General features: G+C 55.1%; 14 protein-coding genes. 1 reads left to right on the forward strand and 13 read right to left on the reverse strand.

From position 1 onward, the window contains the following. Positions 1–223 precede the first annotated feature (223 nt). The 11 genes from M3223_RS04625 to M3223_RS04675 all read right to left on the reverse strand — a co-directional run bounded on the left by M3223_RS04625 (position 224) and on the right by M3223_RS04675 (position 13,138). A complete protein-coding gene (locus M3223_RS04625) occupies positions 224–2,308 on the reverse strand; it encodes a methyl-accepting chemotaxis protein (protein WP_251559408.1) in 2,085 nt (694 codons plus the stop codon). A 305-nt stretch (positions 2,309–2,613) separates the two neighbouring features. Beyond that, complete coding sequence (locus tag M3223_RS04630; RefSeq protein WP_251559409.1) at positions 2,614–3,867, reverse strand: peptidase U32 family protein; 1,254 nt, start codon at positions 3,865–3,867, stop codon at positions 2,614–2,616. A 29-nt stretch (positions 3,868–3,896) separates the two neighbouring features. Next, the gene (locus M3223_RS04635; protein ID WP_251559411.1) at positions 3,897–4,835 is read right to left on the reverse strand and encodes a peptidase U32 family protein; all 939 of its coding nucleotides are present in this window, start codon (positions 4,833–4,835) and stop codon (positions 3,897–3,899) included. Between the two features lie 16 nt (positions 4,836–4,851). Continuing rightward, positions 4,852–5,949: an endolytic transglycosylase MltG gene (mltG, locus tag M3223_RS04640; RefSeq protein WP_251559413.1), complete on the reverse strand. Its 1,098-nt coding sequence runs from the start codon at positions 5,947–5,949 to the stop codon at positions 4,852–4,854. A gap of 106 nt (positions 5,950–6,055) precedes the next feature. Further along, the gene (locus tag M3223_RS04645; protein ID WP_251559415.1) at positions 6,056–6,361 is read right to left on the reverse strand and encodes a DUF1292 domain-containing protein; all 306 of its coding nucleotides are present in this window, start codon (positions 6,359–6,361) and stop codon (positions 6,056–6,058) included. Continuing rightward, positions 6,361–6,666, reverse strand: coding sequence for a DUF1292 domain-containing protein (locus tag M3223_RS04650; protein WP_251559417.1), 306 nt, complete (start codon positions 6,664–6,666; stop codon positions 6,361–6,363). The genes M3223_RS04645 and M3223_RS04650 overlap by 1 nt, the downstream gene beginning before the upstream one ends. Positions 6,667–6,675: 9 nt before the next feature. Beyond that, positions 6,676–7,080 carry a Holliday junction resolvase RuvX gene (gene ruvX / locus M3223_RS04655; RefSeq protein WP_251559419.1) on the reverse strand — a complete coding sequence of 135 codons (405 nt, stop codon included), beginning with the start codon at positions 7,078–7,080 and terminating at the stop codon, positions 6,676–6,678. Positions 7,081–7,117: 37 nt separating this feature from the next. Continuing rightward, a complete protein-coding gene (locus M3223_RS04660; protein ID WP_251559421.1) occupies positions 7,118–7,378 on the reverse strand; it encodes an IreB family regulatory phosphoprotein in 261 nt (86 codons plus the stop codon). A gap of 60 nt (positions 7,379–7,438) precedes the next feature. Continuing rightward, positions 7,439–10,075, reverse strand: coding sequence for an alanine--tRNA ligase (gene alaS / locus M3223_RS04665; RefSeq protein WP_251559423.1), 2,637 nt, complete (start codon positions 10,073–10,075; stop codon positions 7,439–7,441). Positions 10,076–10,440: 365 nt separating this feature from the next. Further along, positions 10,441–12,138 carry an AraC family transcriptional regulator gene (locus tag M3223_RS04670; RefSeq protein ID WP_251559425.1) on the reverse strand — a complete coding sequence of 566 codons (1,698 nt, stop codon included), beginning with the start codon at positions 12,136–12,138 and terminating at the stop codon, positions 10,441–10,443. Positions 12,139–12,151: 13 nt separating this feature from the next. Then, the gene (locus tag M3223_RS04675; protein ID WP_251559427.1) at positions 12,152–13,138 is read right to left on the reverse strand and encodes an ABC transporter substrate-binding protein; all 987 of its coding nucleotides are present in this window, start codon (positions 13,136–13,138) and stop codon (positions 12,152–12,154) included. Between the two features lie 237 nt (positions 13,139–13,375). Here M3223_RS04675 and M3223_RS04680 point away from each other — a divergent pair, with 237 nt between their 5' ends. Continuing rightward, positions 13,376–14,128 (forward strand): DeoR/GlpR family DNA-binding transcription regulator, encoded by a 753-nt coding sequence (locus M3223_RS04680; protein WP_251559429.1) that lies wholly within the window; start codon positions 13,376–13,378, stop codon positions 14,126–14,128. Positions 14,129–14,187: 59 nt separating this feature from the next. Here the strand turns inward: M3223_RS04680 and iolD are convergent, their stop codons facing one another. Together iolD and iolC are read right to left on the reverse strand one after the other, a co-directional pair. Continuing rightward, positions 14,188–16,101, reverse strand: a complete 1,914-nt coding sequence (gene iolD, locus M3223_RS04685; protein WP_251559431.1) for a 3D-(3,5/4)-trihydroxycyclohexane-1,2-dione acylhydrolase (decyclizing) — start codon at positions 16,099–16,101, stop codon at positions 14,188–14,190. Positions 16,102–16,104: 3 nt separating this feature from the next. Beyond that, positions 16,105–17,097, reverse strand: a complete 993-nt coding sequence (gene iolC, locus M3223_RS04690; protein ID WP_251559433.1) for a 5-dehydro-2-deoxygluconokinase — start codon at positions 17,095–17,097, stop codon at positions 16,105–16,107. Positions 17,098–17,160 lie beyond the last annotated feature (63 nt).

Below are 17,160 nucleotides of genomic sequence, written 5' to 3' on the forward strand. Positions count from 1 at the left end.
CCATCCTCTGCTCTTTTAACTCCTTGTATCTATCCATATCGGAATATGTCCCTCCGTTTTTAACCGTCATGGAAAATAAACTGAGAGGGTCGATCAGACTAGTTTGCCTTTCGCGCAAAATAGGCCGTTTTTCCTTCATAAAGCCTTTTTTCTCGTCAAAAAGTATCACAATTGGGTATAAAAATAACCCCCCGGACCAAACGGACCGGAGGGCTATATTTTGTTAGGTTCTGAATTTGGAAAGCGCCTGCTGCAACGACTGAGACACGCCTTCCAGCTTGGCCGAAAGGCTGACCAGTCCCTCACTCACACCTTGTTGCTCCTGCGTCAGCGATGCAACCTGCTCCGATGTAGCCGACGATTGCTCCGATACCGCGCTTACGCTTGTCATAGCAACCGTCAATTGGTTATGAACTTCATTTAACATCTGAACCGCACTGTCCACGCTTTGCAGACTCTCTCCAAATTCAGCCATATTACCTTGAACCTCCAAGAAAATCCGGTTCGTTTCCTTAACCGAATCAATCTGCTCCTGGAAAATCGGGCGTCCCTTCGCAATCGCTTCTACCGTGTCATTCATCTGGCGCTGGATTCGGCCGGTTATTTCTTCAACCATTCCGATGGATTGCCGCGATTGCTCCGCAAGCTGGCGGATTTCAGAGGCGACGACCATAAACCCTTTGCCGGCCGAACCGGCGCGCGCAGCCTCAATGGATGCGTTCAGCGACAAAATGTTTGTCTGTTTTGCAATGCCGCCCAGCACGTCCAAAATTTTGCGGATCGAGCGTGTGCTTTCCTGCAGCGAATCGATCTGCTCCGCCATGTTGCGGGTCAACGACTCGGTTAGCGCTGTTTTGTCTACAAGCTGCGCCATATATTCGCTGCCCAGCCTGCTTGATGCTTCGACCTCCGCAGCCGTTCCGCTCATGCGAACGTTGCTCTGCTTCAGCTGCTCCATGCTGCGGCTCATGTCAGAGGTCAGATCGCTGCCACGTTCCGCCTCCATCGCCAAACTGGTCGCGCCGCCGGCAATTTCCTCGGAGGCTGCTGCAATTTCCCGCGCGGCATCTGCGGTGCGTCTCGATACGCCGCCCAGCTGCGCAGCCGTATCCAGCGCCTGTTCCGATCCGGATCTTGCTTCGGTGACCAAGCCGGTGATCTGCTCCATCATATCGTTGAAGCTTTGCCCGGTTTGACCAAGCACGTCGTTGCTTCTGATCTCCGCACGCACGGTCAAGTCGCCTTCCTTGCCAAGCTGCATTAATGCGCGCAGACGGTTAAGCGGTCCTCCGACTAGCCTCATGACGAGAAATCCGACCAGAATAGCCAACACAGCTGCCCCGCCGGCAATTAAAAAGATAAGGCGGAAAATCGCATCCGCTTCTTTCACCAGCACAGCGACAGGCTGCAATCCCGAAATGACCCAGCCATTGGAGGGCAGCCTTTCGTAGGTAACGAGCACCTCTTCACCGTCGGGCTTAACCTTCAAAAAGCCTGTGTCCTGGCCATTAATTAACGGAACGAGCGGAACTCTTGCCAATTGGCCGATTCCGCGTCCCGAATTGTCTAACAACACGCGGTCGCGTCCGTCAAGCACGGAAATGCTGCTGCCGTTCCCCAAATCCGCTCCTTTCAGCAGATTTTGCAGCGCGCTTTCTTGAACTTCCAAAAGCAGCAGGTATACCGCATCCCGGCCTCCCGGCTCCCGCAGCGCACGGGTTAAGCCCAGCGTCGCTTTGCCGCCGTTCTGAAAACCTTTCGGCTGCGTCGGAATCCACATGGATTGATTATCCGATTTGCGCGCTGTTTCGAACCAATCCTGCTTTTCCAACTCAGCTTTATTGAGCTTTCCTGTCCCTAGCACCTTGTCGCCTAAATCATCCCGCAGCGGGATCAGATTAATGTTTTCGATCCCGTCCAGGCTGATTAACATGCTCTGCATTTTATTGTTTAAATCCTGTTGAGCCCTTACCAAATTCGAAGCATCGGTGGAATAAAGCGTAGAAGAGATCATATTCTGCAGCGTCATATCGGAGACGAACTGCATCGTAATCAAATCGAATTGATTGAATACCAGCTCCAGCTTTGCCGACAGTTGCTTTAACGTCCGGCTGGAGGATTCCGTTGCTTGTTTCTCAATAATTGATTTAGAAATGTGATAAGAAAGCAGACCCATTGCGACCACGCAGATAAGAATACTAGTAAACACCGTTAGAAACAGCTTCATGCTCAGCGGCATTGCCTTGCCCTTGCGAATTGATTTCATAGGTTTATCCGAATTCGAGCCGGATTTGAATTTATTCAGCATCAAGTCGCCCCCGTCATTTACATCAAGTTTATTTTGTCTATTACTTTTTTATCGGAATCAGCATGTTCGTCGTGAATGGTTTTACTGAATTTTATAATTCATCTATAAGGCATTTATTTACAGTTTAAATGTTATACTTTTGTACTGTCTCACACTAAAGCATTCAATTTCATATGGATTTTCATTTTGATAAATAAAATCAAGTTTAATCCCTTTAAACGCTTAATATCATCAAAGTTATGCCAAAACGTACTCAGAACATAAAAAAAACCGACCCGGACTCTTCCGAGTCGGATCGGCATTCCTTAGCGGATGCGTTTGCGCATCATATCCATCGGCTTGACCGGCTGCTCGGTGCGCAGTACGATCTGCTGGAGCGGATGGCGCGCCGCATCGAGAACATTGCCCTCAACATCACGGATTTCGCCTACCTGCTGTTTAAAAAACGTGCCGCCAGGGCCGAAAAATTCGATCTCTTGGCCCGGCTTGAAATGGTTGCGCTGCTGAATGACAGCAAGCCCTGTCGTTTCGTCATAGCTCTGCACCACACCGGCAAAATCATAAGGGGCCGCTTTGTCTTCCGCCTCATAAATATGATCCTCCGTACCTGGGGTATCGAAGAAAAAGCCGGTATTGAGCGGACGATTGGCCGCTTTGTTCACCTCATCCAGCCATTCCGGCTTCAGCTCGTAAGCCGCCGGATCGTTGAAGTAGGAATCGATCGCCTGCCTGTACGCGTTAACGACGGTAGCTACGTAGTGAAGGCTTTTCATCCGGCCCTCTATCTTGAAGCTGTCGACGCCTACCTCGATCAGCTCAGGGATGTGGCGAATCATGCACAAATCCTTGGAGCCCATCGTGAACTGGTTTTCGTCTTCGCCGGTAACCGTATCGCCGTCCACGTAAAGATCGTATTTCCAGCGGCAAGACTGGCAGCAGCCGCCGCGGTTGGAATCCCGGTCGGTAAAATGGTTGGAGAGCACGCAGCGCCCCGAGAAGGAGGAACACATCGCTCCATGGATAAACGCCTCAATCTCAATATCGACATGAGCTTTAATTTCGGCGATTTCCTCCAGGCTTGTCTCGCGGGCCAGCACGACGCGCGGAAGCCCTTCGTCCTTCCAAAACTTCACGGTCCGCCAATTGAGCACGGATTGCTGTGTGCTTAGATGCACCTCAAGCCCGGGAGCAACGCGCTGAGCCGTTTCGACAATTGCCGGATCGGCGGCGATAATCGCAGCGATGCCCACTTCCTCCAGCTTGCGAAGATAGGCCTCCAGCCCGGCAATGTCTTCGTTATGCGCGTATATATTCGTCGCTACGAATACCTTGGCGCCGTAACGAGCGGCGAATTCAACGCCCTCGCGCATTTCCTCAAAGCTGAAGTTGTCCGCGCCGGAGCGAAGGCCGTACTTCTGCCCGCCGATATACACGGCGTCGGCGCCGTAATGGACGGCAAACTTCAGCTTCTCCAGATTGCCTGCAGGAGCAAGCAGCTCCGGGCGATCCAGCCGATGCCTTTTTCCAGTGGGCCCCGGCGTGTTCATAGTCATAGCCATCTTGTTTGTTTCACCTCCGTATTGCACTGTCAATAAACCTGTTCTTTATAGAAAAAGCCGTAGCTCAGCTCACGTTCCGGGTCCTGCACACGGCGAATCGCGTTCAGCCATTCCGGATTGAAGCGGTAACCCGACGGGTTATCCGCATAAGCGTCCATAGCGGCGCGATAGGCGCGAACGACCGTTTCGTTGTACTCCGGCGTTTTCATCAAGCCTTCAATGCGCAGGCTGTCGATGTCCGCTTCCAGCAGCTCATGCAAATTCTCGAGCATGCAGATGTCGTCGGAGCTCATCATATAGGTGCCATGGGCGTCCTGATAGATTGGGTAGCGCTCGCCCTGCCGCTCTTCCTCTGTCAAATAAAGCCCTTTGCCAAGGCTGCTGTCCAGGCCGCCCGGCTCCTTGCCCAGATGCCCCAAATAACTGTCAACCAGCGAGCGCTTGGAATGGTAAATGTTCGTCATGCCGTGCACTTGAACCTGTACCTCCAGCGTCGTCCGCTGTTTGACTTCGATTATCTGCTCCATGTTGAGCTCGCGGGCAAGCACAATCCGGGTCGCGCCCCGGCGTCCCCAGTAATCGGCCTGAGCATAACTCGTTGACGTCATTTCGGCGTTCCAATGCAGCGGAACACCCGGCGAAGCCTCGCGTGCAGCCATAAGCACCGATGGGTCGCCGAATACAATCGCATCAACGCCGATGGCAGCAAGCTTGCTCAAATACTCGGGCAGCGTGTCCGACGTTGCGTTGTCCATTAAATTGTTTACAGCCGCATAAATGCGGACTTGCCGCTCCGAGCTGCGCGCATATTGGACTGCCTGCTCCAGCTGCTCCAGACCGAATTCGCCCGGCAGCCTGGCTCCATAACGGGATTCCCCGATAACAAAGGCATCCGCCCCGGCTTCGGCCAGCCGGCGCAGCTCCTCCAGGGAAGCTGCCGTTACCAGCAGTTCCGGTTTCCTAGCCACTGTTGTTTCCTCCCTGCTACTGCTTTTCGCTTTCGCGAATATTTTTCAAATGCTGGTCATATGTCACGGCAAAAAGATGCTCGTTAGAGCCGTCCTTTTTGGTTACGTAATAAAAGAATCCGTTCGTTTCGGGATACAGCGCCGCCTCAATCGACTTGAGACTTGGACTGCTGATCGGACCTGGCGGAAGCCCGTCGCTGCGGTACGAGTTGTAAGGACTCTCCACTTCGAGATCCTTTTCGTACAGCCGTTCCTTCGGTTTGTCCAGCAAATACTGCACCGTAGCGTCAATCTGCAGACGCATCGGCTTCGCCAGCCGGTTGTAAATAACTCCCGCAACTGCCGGACGCTCCTTGTCGGCGACAACCTCCCGCTCCACGAGCGAGGCGACCGTCATCAGCCCATGCAAGGTCAGCTTACGCTCCGCAAGCGCCTCTTCCAATTCGGAAAACTCGGCCAGCTTGCGGTCGGTCTCGACCAGCATTCTCTCCAAGATTTCTTCTTCGCTGCTGCCCTTTTTTAGCTCGTAGGTGTCGGGGAACAGATAACCTTCCAGACGGTGGCGCAGCCGGTCGTCATCGGGAATCGATTTAACCGCATCGGCGTCCCAGTCGCGAGGCTGATCCGCAAGCTCAAGAAACCGCTCGCGGTCCACTAAACCTTCTGCCGAGAGCTTGTCTGCAATCTGCAGCACAGTAAAACCTTCCGGAATCGTAAAACGGATGGTTTCTTCCTTGACCGTATCGCCGCTATTCAGCTTGGCGACAATATCGTCATGCTCCATGCCGGGGGACAACTGATAGGTGCCCGCCTTGAACGCTCCGCCCTGTTCCTTGAATTTTAAATAGTATTTAAAAATAAAGGAATTGCGGATAATGCCGTCCTGCTCGAGCTGGTTCGCCACTTGAAACGGAGACATTCCCCGTTCAATAACGACCTGTTTGGCTTCCCCCGCCGCCGCCGGCCTTAAACCATTCCAAATATAAACGCCGATGCCCGCCGCCGTAAGGAGCAGCAGACTGACTAGCACCAGCAATACCCATAACGTAATCCGACTTCTGGCCGGCCCGGAGGGCTCTTGCCCGTCCAATCCGCTTTGATTGTACCCATCCATCTGTTCTCTGTCCCCCGCTTCCGACTATGCGTCAACAACCGCCCGCGCTCCCGTATGTTTCAGAGCAGTAGAAAAGGGGCGGTGTGGGCCCGCCCCGTACTTCCAACTATTGCTCGCCTGCGCCGTCGAACAGCAATGCGTCATATCCTTCGGCTGCAAGCTCCCATTCCTCGTCGTCCTCAATCGTCTCCAGCGACGGCGAGCCGTCCGGATCGGTAACGATCCGGAACATCTCCACTTCGCCTTCCTTGCGTCCAGCCGGAGACTGAAGCGCTGCGTAAGCATGACCGTCCAGGCTGAATTCCGCTTGAATAACAAACGGAATTTCCTGGCCCTGCTCATCTATCAGCAGCACCTCGCGGCCGTAGGTTTCTTTGAGAATCGTCGTTCGCTGCGGAATTCCTGTGCTCATTAGTCCTTCTCTTCCTCCAGCTCGCCGAGCAAAGTGTTGAACGTCTCTTCGACCATTCCCCACTCTTCCTCGTCGTCGATCGTATACAGCTTCAGGTCGTCGCCGTCTTCCTCGTAACGGAAGGCGTATACTTCGTCCTCTTCGTCTTCGGAATCCTCAACGCTGAGCGGTACGACCATCATATATTTCTGGTCCGAGCCGTCGACCTCGAACTTCATAATAACCTCGAATTCTTCCTCGTTGCCGTCCTCATCCGGAATATAAATGATTTCCGGCTCTTCAAACTGCATGTCGTCATTTGCCATCGTTTACCCTCACCTTTTCATCTTAGAGTCGAGATAATTTTGCAAAATGAGCGCAGCGGCCATCTTGTCGACGACCTGCTTGCGTTTCTTGCGGCTGACATCTGCTTCAAGCAGTGTCCGTTCAGCAGATACCGTCGAAAGTCTTTCGTCCCATAGGTGTACAGGTAAGTTGAATACTTGCCCCAGTTCCTCGGCAAATGCGATGCAAATTTCGCCACGCGGACCGATGGTGCCGTTCATATTCTTCGGCAGTCCAACAACGAACTCGGTCACCTCGTACTCGGCTGCAAGCTGAGCGATACGCTGCAGCTCGCTGCCGTCTCTGCGCTGCAGCACTTCCAACCCTTGGGCCGTCCAGCCCATTGGATCGCTAAGGGCAACGCCGATGCGGCGGTCACCGTAATCCAAGCCCATAATTCTACTCAGCGGTCATTCTCCTGTTCGTGCCCGATCAGCGGTGATTGGCCAGATAGGAGCGCACCAGTTCCTCAATGAGCTCGTCTCGTTCCTTCTTGCGGATCAGGCTTCTTGCGTTGTTGTGCCTCGGGATGTATGCGGGGTCCCCGGATAATAAATATCCGACGATCTGGTTGATCGGATTGTAGTCCTTGTCAGCCAGCGCATCATACACCGTAAGCAGGATCTCCTTGGAGGAAGCCTCAGGACCGTCTGCAACCACGTCAAACTTCATTGTCTTGTCCATGGAGCTCACCGCCAGCACCTCGCTTTCCTCTGGCCCGACTGAGCGGGCGCAGTTAAAGATACGTCTTTACTATATCACATTTGCCCCGTTAAGAACCAGTTCTTCGACAAGTTTGAGCGCATCTCCGAGCTTGGAAGCATCTTTGCCGCCCGCTTGGGCCATATCCGGGCGCCCGCCTCCGCCGCCGCCGCATACAGCAGCCGCTTCTTTAATCATCTTGCCGGCATGAACACCTTTCTTGACAAGCTCCTGAGGAACGGAGATGACGAGATTAACTTTTCCGTCAGCCGGAGCGCCTAGCGCGATGACCGCAGCCGGCAGCTTCAAGCGCAGCTCGTCGGCGATTCCGCGCAGAGCATCCATCGTCGGTGCCGCGACCTGAGCGGCTAGAACGCTGAATTCTCCAGCGGATTTGACGCCGCTCTCCAGATTGCCTGCCTCGACGCGGGCCAGCTTGCCCTGCAGCGATTCGTTCTCGCGCTGCAGCTCCTTCACCTGGCCGAGCAGCCCCTCCAGACGGCGCGGCACATCGGCGACGCCAGACTTCAGCAGGCCGGCAGCCTGCTCAAGCAGCTCCAGACGCTCTTCCGCAAAAGCGTAAGCATGCTGGCCGGTAACCGCCTCGATGCGGCGCACGCCGGAGCCGATGCCGGTTTCGCCGGTAATTTTGAACAGGCCGATCTGGGCCGTATTCTCAACATGGCAGCCGCCGCACAGCTCGATGCTGTAGTCTCCCACCTGCACGACGCGCACGATATCGCCGTATTTTTCGCCAAATAGCGCCATCGCGCCCATCGCCTTTGCCTCAGCTATCGGCTTGCTTTCGATGACAACAGATGTGCCCTGCCAAATCTGCTCGTTGACGCGGCGCTCAATCTCCTTCAGCTCCTCGGCTGCAATAGCGCCGATATGCGAGAAGTCGAAGCGCAGCCGCTCCGGCTCAACAAGCGAGCCAGCCTGATTAACGTGGGCGCCAAGCACTTCCTTAAGCGCTTTGTGCAGCAAGTGCGTCGCGGTATGGTTCTTAATCGTTTCGCCGCGCGAGGAACGGGAAACCTCGGCCGTTACTTTGCCGCCCTTATGCAAGGTGCCCTCTACGACGAGCGCATGATGCACAGGCTGTCCGTGCGGAGCTTTGGTCACATCTTCAACCTGCAGCTTCAGGCCGGGAGCGCTAATAACCCCTTTGTCTCCGACTTGTCCGCCGCTTTCCGCATAAAACGGAGTACGGTCAAGCATCACAAGCACGCGCGTGCCTTCACCGGCGATATCAGCCAATTCGCCTTCAACCACAATTCCGGTTACGACAGCTTCGCCTGCAAGGTTCGTGTAACCCGTGAACTCGCTCGGCTCCGTGAAGCCGGCCAGCGCGCCGCCCTGAACGCCCATCCCGCCTGTTTCCTGGCGAGCCGCCCGGGCGCGGGTGCGCTGAGCCTCCATTGCGTTGTCAAAGCCGCCGCGATCGACGCCAAGGCCGTTTTCGCCGGCATAATCTTCCGTCAGATCAAACGGGAAACCGAACGTATCGTACAGCTTGAACGCGTCTTCGCCGCGAATTTCGCTGCGGCCTTCCGCTTTAGCCGTGCGGGCCAGCTGCTCCAGCAGGCCGAGGCCGCCTTCCAGCGTGCGGTGGAACTGCTCTTCTTCGCCGCGGATAACTTTTTCAATGAATTCGCGTTTCTCCACAACCTCCGGATAGTACACGCCCATGATGTCGCCCACGGTTCCGGTCAGCTGGTACAGGAACGGACGGTCAACTCCGAGCGTTTTGCCGTAACGAACCGCACGGCGCAGCAGGCGGCGGATTACATACCCGCGGCCCTCGTTGGACGGAAGCACGCCGTCGCCGGCTGCAAACACGACCGTGCGCACATGGTCGGCAATGACTTTAAGCGCGACATCCGTTTCCGTATTCGCATTGTATTTCACTCCGGCAATTTCGCAGGTTTTCTCGATGATAGGCACGAACAGATCCGTGTCAAAGTTGGAATCCACGTCCTGCAAAATGGAAGCGAAACGCTCCAGTCCGGCGCCGGTATCGATGTTTTTGTTCGGAAGCGGCGTGTAGCTGCCGTCCTTGTTGAGGTTATATTGAGTGAAAACAAGGTTCCACACTTCGAGGTAACGCTCGTTTTCGCCGCCCGGATACAGCTCTGGATCGGAAGGATCGTTGCCGTATTTTTCGCCCCGGTCGTAGAAAATTTCGGTACAAGGTCCGCATGGGCCTTCGCCGATCTCCCAGAAGTTGCCCTCCAGCTTAATAATGCGTTCTGCCGGAATGCCGACCGTTTCGTTCCACAGCTTGTACGCTTCCTCATCCTCCGGATGAACGGTCACGCTCAGTCTCTCCGGGTCAAAGCCGATGTAGTCCTTGGAAGTCAGGAACTCCCATGCCCAGACGACAACTTCATTTTTGAAATAGTCGCCGATAGAGAAGTTGCCCAGCATCTCGAAAAACGTGTGGTGGCGGCGCGTCTTGCCGACATTTTCGATGTCGTTGGTGCGGATGCACTTCTGGGCGTTCGTAATCCGCGGATTGTCCGGAATTTGGCGTCCGTCGAGATAAGGCTTCAGCGGCGCGATGCCGGCGTTAATCCAGAGCAGGGACGGATCGTTATGCGGAACGAGCGAGGCGCTCGGCTCCACCTTATGTCCTTTACCTTCAAAAAATTGGAGCCATTTGGAGCGGATTTCTGCTGCTTTCATGAAAAACCCCAGCCTTCCTTGAGCTTAATATGAGTTGGATTTCAAAAAAACAAAAAACGCCCCTGTCTGCTGACAGGGACGATTGATATCGCGGTACCACCCTGGTTACTGCCCGGCATTCCATGCGGAATTTGTTAAGGCAATCTCCTCTTCGCAGACGATAACGGTTCTGCAGCCGGTGGAGTTGGTCCACACTCTGAGATCAGCTTCAGTACGCTCTTCGGCATGAGGATTCTTGCAGCCCACCGCCCGCGGAATACCGCTCGGAAGGAATCCTCTCTCTGCTTGCCGGGCTGCGCCCCTACTTGCATCTCATCAACGCTGTTCATATATGCTCAAAATTATAGGTGAACGGCGTGTTATTGTCAATTTGCGGCCGCTCCGTCCCATTCATTTTGTCCCGAGCCCGCCAGCAGCTCCGGCAGCCAGTCCAGCAGCCGCTGACGGGTGAGCGCATCGCCGAAATTCCATCTGTCGCTCGCCAAGCGGAAAAATCGGCCGGAAGCCTGCCGGCTCTGCCACTCCTCCGATTGGAACAGCCGGTCAGCTGCCTGGCGGCAGCGCGAATCGTCGGCCACGACAAAAAATGTCCAGCTACCGGCATATCGCCGAATATCGCCAGGCTTGATTTCTACATAGGGAACCTTTTCCTGGAGCAGCGGCTGCAGGGCAGCCGGAGGACAAAAACCATCCGGATGATAGAGCGCACATGGGAGTCCGATGGACGCCATGACAAACAGTCTGCCTCCGCGGTCAATGCTGAATACGGCGGCTTCGTTCCAGCCGTCCAGCTGCGGAGCGATCTTTTTCCACATTTCCTTCGTACGCAGCTCATGCTCCTGCAGCCAATTCTCCGCCTGGCCGCGCTTCCCTAACAGATCGCCAAGCCGCAGCAAACGGTCCTCCAGCCGGGCGAAGGTGTCAAAGCTGAGCGCAGGGGCGACGCTTTGCGCCCGCTCTACCTTGGAACGGCTGCTGCTCCCTACAATAATGAGATCGGGATGCAGCGGCTGGAGCTTTTCGGGCTGCAAAGAGAACCCGACGTCCTCCACATGGCTCGTATACTCCCGCAGCATATGCCGCTGCTCCCAAAAGGCGCTTCCGCCAACGATCGGCACACCAAGCGCCGACAGGTCGCCGACCATCTCGCCATGATAAATAATGCGCTCCGGCGACAAAGGAACCTCGACCTTTCTGCCCAGCCAGTCTTTGACAAGCGATCTGCTCTTGCGCTGTCTTGTAAGCGCATATTGTCTTGGACTTTCGCCAGTGGCATCCCGAAAACGCCGGCTGAAATAATACTCATCCCGGAAGCCCGACAGACGGGCAATCTCGCGCAGCGGAGCTTTGCTGTCCAGCAGGCGGCGCTTTGCGTCCTCAACACGCAGCTGGTTCACATACTCCAGCGGGCGCAAGCCGGTCCACTGCCTGAACATAGCGGTGAACTGCTGCTGGGGCAAGCCTGACTGTGCCGCAAGCTCCGCTACCGTAAGCGTGTCCGCAAAGCTGTTATGGATAAACGCCAGCGCTCTGGAACGCAGCTGCTCCGCTCCAAGGGCAAGATCATCCCGCCTCAGCTGCAGCAGCAGCTGATGAAAAGCCAGCCGAAGCCCTTCCTGCTCCAGCTCATCCTCCGCGTTATTCAATTCCGTTAGGCTGTGACATAACCGCAGAGCACGAGCCGATACCGGCTTTGGCGAATCTCCTGACGGGATAATCTCATTTTTCCATATTCCTGGCATCCCATTGCGCATCTCGACAGCAGTGAAGGCAATCCGGACCGTTCGTAACCCCCCGTCAGGTCCGCTGCAAATTCGCGCCGACCGGTACGGGCTCAGCAGAAGCCAAACGGGGCCGGCGAGCTTCTGGCTCTCCCCCTCCGGGCCGATGGTTCCGCTGCCTGACAGTACAACAACGAGTAGATGGCTCTCGCCGGAGACGATTTCCCTCTCCTCCGCAGGCTCCAGCCCGAATTCCGTCACATCCTCAACATCATACAGCAAAGCGGGCTTGTCCCCCGAGGGACAGCCCGCATATGTGTTTTGAGCCGGTTTCAAGCTCAAACCGAGTCCTCCTTTATTGTTTTGCCTCCAGCATGCGAGGCAGCTCTTCAATCATGTTCAGCCGGGATGCGGCGTCAGAATCTGCGCTTTGAATGTAAACCCGGTAAACATGTCCTTTCTGAACGGCAGGAATATGCTTGAACACGGGATTGCCAAGCAGCTCCTCTGTCGAGCGTTTTGCTTCTTCCGCCACAGGGTCTAGAATAAAAATCCGGTCCGCCGCGAAATCATGGATAGATTCCAGCGAAATCTCCCTGAACCCTTCCCCTGCCGCAAGGATATCCTTCACCGGCTGAAGCGGAGCAAATCCGTCTTTTCCGTATAACAGCTGAGGCAGGCCTGCTCTTGCCATAATGAACAGACGGTCGCCCGGATAATAGGTCAGAACCGAAGCCGTTTCGCCTTTTGCGATGACGCCTTTATCATACAGCCCTTTCCACATCTCGGCTTCCTTCGCGTCATAAGTTTCAAGCCAGGCAGCTGCTTCCTTTTCCTTGCCGAAAATTTTCCCCAGCTCGTTCATGCGGTCATGAAGCGAAGCAAACGTATCGAATACGATAACGGGAGCGATCTTGGAAAGCCCCTGATAAACCTTGTCATCCGTGTCCGCGATAATAATAAGATCCGGCTCCAGCTCCGTGATTTTCTCCAGATTGATCGGGAAGCCGATGTTAACAAGCTTCTCCGCTTCCTTTTGATAAATCCGGCCTTCAAGATCGTCACCGAAAATGCCAATGACCGGAAGATCCAGCTCCAGCAGATCGCCGGTCGTTTCGCCTGCAAAAACAACCTTTTGCGGATTGGCAGGATACTCTACCTTATGCCCGATGTAATCCGTATAGGTTTTCAAGGCGTCGGCCTGTTCGGATGGCGCTGCTGTCTGCGTTGGCTGAGGCGACGATTCCGCTTGTTTATTGTCAGCTGCGTTTCCGCAAGCTCCTAAAATCGACAATAGTGCCGCCATCCCTGTCATTGCTGTCCATACTTTTAAACGTTTCATTACTCTTCCCCCGTTACAATAGATAATGATAATCATTCTCTCTCAATAAATCTACCTATTTCGTCTTTTAGAAACAATGGATAAAATCAACTTCGGTAAAATTGAAAAAGTGCAATACCCGCTCCTTAGCCGCAAACATCCTTAACTGCCGCTATCCATCTTAGCCGATAGGGACTGTCTTATTTACAGAATTATGTTTAAAATAGAGAGAGATATTGGTGAAACAGGAGAAGCGAAATGATCAAATCCAAACGAATTCAACAGATGAAGGAATATGTATACGAGCATGAGTCCGTGTCCCTCGACGAGCTGATGGAGTATTTTGAAGTGTCCAAAAACACCGTGCGGCGCGACGTGCAAGAGCTCGTTGATTCCGGCGTGCTCAAAAAGGTATACGGCGGCGTCTCGGTCAATCATTCCACGCTGATCAAGTTCAACGAGCGGAAGGACATGAATTTGAGCAAAAAACAGCTGATCGGACAGCTGGCCGCAGCCTGTACGGAGGACGGAGACGTGTTGTTTGTCGACTCCGGCACAACCACGCTGGAGATGCTGCCCCATCTTTCGGAGAAACAATTGACCATCGTCACGAATAACTTCGACTTTATTCACGATGCCAGAGCCTACCCCGGCCTGACGATTTTTTCGACCGGCGGCATGCTGGAGCGCAACACCAACTCCTTTGTCGGATATCAGAGCATCGAGCTGCTGCAGAAATACAACATTAGCAAGGCGTTTCTCGCTTCCACCGGCGTATCCATCGCAAATGGCGTTACGAACTCCTCGCCCCTGGAGACCGAGATTAAAAGCATGGTCGTCCGCAAAAGCCTGGCCTCCTATTTGCTTATTGACGAAAGCAAATTCGACCAGTATTCGCTTACGACCTACTGCCGCTTGAACGACATCACCTGCATCGTGACAAACGCAAAGCCTCCCGCGGCTTACGTAAACTATGCTGCCGAGCACGGGATTACACTGCTCTGCCCATAATCCAAATGATCAAAGCCCTCCCGAAACCATCGTCGGAAGGGCTTTTTCCATTTATAGAATCAATAGGTTTTGGCTTCACTCAGCTTCTGCATTCTGCTTTCGTGAGCTTGCCGGATGCTTTCTCTCTCGGACACCTCGGCAACGCCAACGTTCCACCAGCCGCCGTAACCGTCGGTCATCGTTTTGGGAAGCACCTTAATTTCAATCAGCGTGGATACGTTCTGCCGTTTGGCATCCGCCAGCGCTTCGCGCAACCCGTCCAGCGTGTTGACGCGGTAGGCCTTTGCGCCGTAGCCCTCGGCTATCCGGGCGTAGTCGATGTTCATGATGCGGCCGCCGGAATCGCGGAACTCACAGCCGTAGCTGCCGCCGCCGTTGCCCATCTGCAGGTTGTTGATGCAGCCAAAGCCGGAGTTGTCGAACAGCAGCACATTAATTTTATGGCCGTACTGGATCGCTGTCACCAGCTCGGAATGAAGCATTAGGAAGCTGCCGTCGCCTGCGGCGGCGTACACCTCGCGGTCCGGCTGAGCCAGCTTGACGCCAAGCGCTCCGGAAATCTCGTACCCCATGCACGAGTAGCCGTACTCCACATGATAAGTGTCCGGTACGCTTGTTTCCCATGCCCTTTGGAGATCCCCTGGCAGCGATCCCGCTGCTCCGACGATAATGCTTTCCGGATCTAAAGCCTCGTTGGCGGCGAGCAGCGCCGCTGTTTGCGTCAGCTCTGTGCCGAGCGCATCCGCATATTCATTCAGCTGCTCCTGCGAGAAATGCCCCTTCACCTCCGGCTCAAAGCCGGTCCGCTCAAATCGGATGCCTGCCAGACGCTCCCGTTCGGCGCTCCACTCCTGTTTAAGCTCGCTGATCCGCGTCCCGAACTCGCTGCGGTACCCGTCTAACAGGGCATGTAGGGCTGATAATGCAGCTCTGGCGTCGGCTACGACCTGCAGAGCGTCCAGCTTATAGGCGTGCAAACGGCTGACGTTAATGTTGAGGAACGGCGTCCGCTCAAAATCAAACGCCGTTTTGGACGACGTCGTGAAGTCGGTGTAACGCGTGCCGATACCGATAATCAGGTCCGCTTCCCGTGCGGCTTTGTTTGCCGCCAGCGTTCCCGTAAGTCCCATGCCCCCCAAGTTGTTAGAGAACGTGGACTCTACGGCCGATTTTCCGGCCTGAGTTTCCGCGATCGGGATGCCAAAAGCGCTCGAAAACGCCATCAGCTCCTCCCGGGCAGCGGAATAACGCACGCCTCCACCGGCGATGATGAGCGGACGGCGGCTGTTTTTGATTAGTTCCGCCGCAGCCTGCAGCTCGCGCTCGCTCGGCTGAAGACGATCCACATAATGGACCCGTTTGCGGAAAAACTCCTCGTCGTAATCGTACGCTTCCCCTTCGGTATCCTGGCAGATGCAGATCGTTGCCGGACCGCAGCGGGCCGGGTCAGTCATGACCTCGAAAGCCCGCAGCAGGCTGCTCATCAGCTGCTCCGGCCTGGTTATCCGGTCCCAATAGCGTGACACCGGCTTGAGCGCGTCATTGGTCGTAACCGCGATGCTGTACTCCTGCTCAATCTGCTGCAGCACAGGGTCCGGCTGGCGCGTTGCATACGTATCTCCCGGCAGGAAAAGCACCGGCAGCTGGTTCGCAAGAGCGGTAGCCGCAGCAGTTACGACGTTAGCCGATCCCGGACCGGAAGAGGAGGTGACGGCGAAAATTTTGCGGCGGCGCTTTTCTTTGCTGAAGGCGATTGCCGCATGCGCCATGCCCTGTTCGTTTTTCCCCTGAATGACCTTCAGATGTCCTGCGTCCTGCTCCAGTGCCTGCCCGATGCCAAGCACGTTGCCGTGACCAAATACGGCGAATATGCCTTCGACAAATGGAGTTTCTTCACCGTCGGCATAAATGTACTGCTGGTTTAGAAATTTGACGAGCGCTTGAGCAGTCGTCAGACGAATTTTGCGTCCCATATTCTACTCCTTTCCTGACCCGGGGGCGGCGTCGGCCGCTGCGGCTTCCTGCAGGGCGATGAGAGCTTCAATATCGGAAACACGCGGCATAGCGTCGGAAGAACTATGCTTGCTCACTACGATGGCTGCCGCCGCACTGCCAAACTTAAGCGCCTCGTCCAGCCCTTTTTCCTGCAGCAGGGCGTACAAAAACGCCGCCGCGTAGGAATCGCCTGCCCCGAATGTTTTCAGCACTTGAGATTTATAGGCGCGGCCGCGATGCACGCTGCCGCTGCGGGTGTAGGCATAGGAGCCGTCAACGCCGTGTTTGATTACAATCAGCTTAGGGCTGTGCCGGAACAGCTCGCGGACTGTATCGTCGTTGGAGCCTCCGGTATGGTTTTCTAGCTTGTCGAACTCGTCTCTCGTCCCGATGACGATATCCGAAAGCCCGGCAACGAGCGAGTAATAAACCGCCGTCTCCTCCGCGCTTGCCCACGTATAAGGGCGATAATCCAGCTCGAATACAACCTTCACGCTATTGCGGCGCGCCAGCTGCACCGCTTTGAGCACCGCTTCGCGTGACGGGCTGCGCGAGAGGCCGGTGCCGGATACGAGCAGCATGCCGGCGCTCCGGATATAAGCCTCGTCCACTTCCTCCGGGCGAAGATGCAGGTCGGCGGCCTCGTCCCGATACATCAGAATGCTGCATTCCTCAGGGCTCTTGATTTCCGTAAACGCAAGTCCGGTCGTCCGGCCCTCGGTGTCCACCGTCATCCCGGCGGTGTCTACGCCTGCCTCTTCCATGTAACGGCGAATAAATCGGCCATGCTGGTCATCGGCGATTTTGCCGATGAATCCAGCCTTCACGCCAAGCCGTGCCAGCCCGATGGCGATATTCGCCGGCGAGCCGCCAACATATTTGGAAAAGGTCATCGTCTCTTCCATCGGACGGTTATATTCCACCGCATTCAGATCGATGCAGGCTCTGCCAATGGCAATCAAGTCTAGGCTCATGCTGGCCTCCTCCGTTTCTCTCTATCCTTATGGTGCTGCTTCGGTTCGTGCTGACGCTACGGC

This window comes from Paenibacillus pasadenensis (assembly GCF_023715725.1).
GTDB classification, from domain to species: Bacteria; Bacillota; Bacilli; order Paenibacillales; family Paenibacillaceae; genus Paenibacillus_O; species Paenibacillus_O pasadenensis_A.